Genomic DNA, 1,639 nt, shown 5'->3' with positions numbered 1-1,639 from the left:
TAACAAATAAGGAAATATCTCATTTTGTTTTGTACTAAATATATTCTAGCACCAGTGATATTCCAATCAAGATAGTAAAGACTGACGGAAAGCAATTAACATATGAGCTTGACGGTGAGGGCAGGATACTATCTCAAAGTGAAGTGTCAGATGGTGAAAGTAAGAAACTTTTAGAATACCGATATGATGAGAATGGGAATATATCAGAAGCTACAGGGAATACCGGAACTTCCACCTACAAGTATGATAACAGTGGAAATATTTTAAATTATACAGATATATTCGGAAAGACAATAAATTATACTTATGATGAAAGAGGAAATTTAAGTAAGCTTGAAGTAGCCGGTGAGCCGCCAACTGTATATACATATGACAGTGAAGATAGAATTATATCTGTAATATACGGTGATAATAAAACTGTCAGCTATGAGTATGTGGGAAATACTACAATTACACATCTGCCGGATAACAAGACTATCGTAGAAAAATATAATGATAGCGGCGACTTGGTAGATAAGACATATACTGATAATGTCGGAAATATCATATATAAGATCTCATTGGAGTATGACGGTGAAGACAGAATATCTAAAAGATATGTTGTGTTGAGTAAGGATAATAAGGAATCTGATACTAAAGAAAGTGCATTAACAGATCAGGATACGCTGACAGCCTCAAGTGAGAATGTATTATCAGTGGAGGATACTGTATCAGATAATTCAGGTAATAATACAGATTTTATAAAGTTAGAATACCGATACAGTTATACTGATAATTCACAGCTAAAAAGTGAGAGTATCACAGGTGATATAGGTACTAAGGATATAAGCTATACCTATGATAATGCAGGCAATAGAACAAGTGAAACCATAAAAACAGGTGATAAAGAAGAAGTAACTACATTTACATATGATGAAAGCAACAGGCTCATCAAAAAACAATCACCTAAGAAAACTACCATATATTCTTATGATAAAAACGGCAATCGTATATCAGCTACAAGTGATGGAGAGAAGTTTAGCTATACATATGATATCAATGATAACCTGACAGGAATAAAGAAAAATGATGTAACAATATTTGAAGCAATCTATGATGCAATGGGAGAGCGAGTTCTTACCAAAGAACTGAATTCCGACGGTACCTTGGAAAGTAAATACAGATTAAATGATGTAAGCTTTGAAGATACACAGGTGCTATCTGTTTATAATGACAGTTCAAAAACGGATTTAATATACGGAAATGAAAGGACAGTTGAACTTTCAACCGGTACTGAGAGTATATTTATAACAGATGAAAAAGAAAGTGTATTAGGTAGAATCGGAGAAGAAAATATATTCTATACACCATTTGGAGATAATGAAGATACAAATTTTATTGATACTCAAAAAGCTTTAATAACCAGCTTTGGATTTGATGGAGAATGGAAAGATAGTACAGGATTATATTATCTAAGAGCAAGATACTATGATCCGAGTGATGGAGTGTTCTTATCGGAAGACAGTGTAAGCGGAGATATTGAGTCGGCAACCGGATTAAACGGATATAGCTTTGTAGAAAATGACCCTGTCAATTATACCGACCCAAGTGGAAATACAAGAAACAGGGGGAAATCCACAGGTAGAGGAAAGAGTGCAAA

The 1,639-nt window shown here is 33.9% G+C and carries 1 protein-coding gene; it reads left to right on the top strand.

Features of this window, described 5'->3' with window-relative positions; translation table 11 throughout:
* Positions 1 to 143: 143 nt before the first annotated feature.
* A partial coding sequence (locus HMPREF0381_RS14055; RefSeq protein ID WP_008752680.1) for an RHS repeat-associated core domain-containing protein occupies positions 144 to 1,639 on the top strand: 1,496 nt, incomplete at its 3' end.

The sequence above is a fragment of the Lachnoanaerobaculum saburreum DSM 3986 genome (assembly GCF_000185385.1).
Classification (GTDB): Bacteria; Bacillota; Clostridia; order Lachnospirales; family Lachnospiraceae; genus Lachnoanaerobaculum; species Lachnoanaerobaculum saburreum.
The sequence above is the reverse complement of the archived record's forward strand: the minus strand, read 5'-3'. Positions and strand labels throughout refer to the sequence as shown.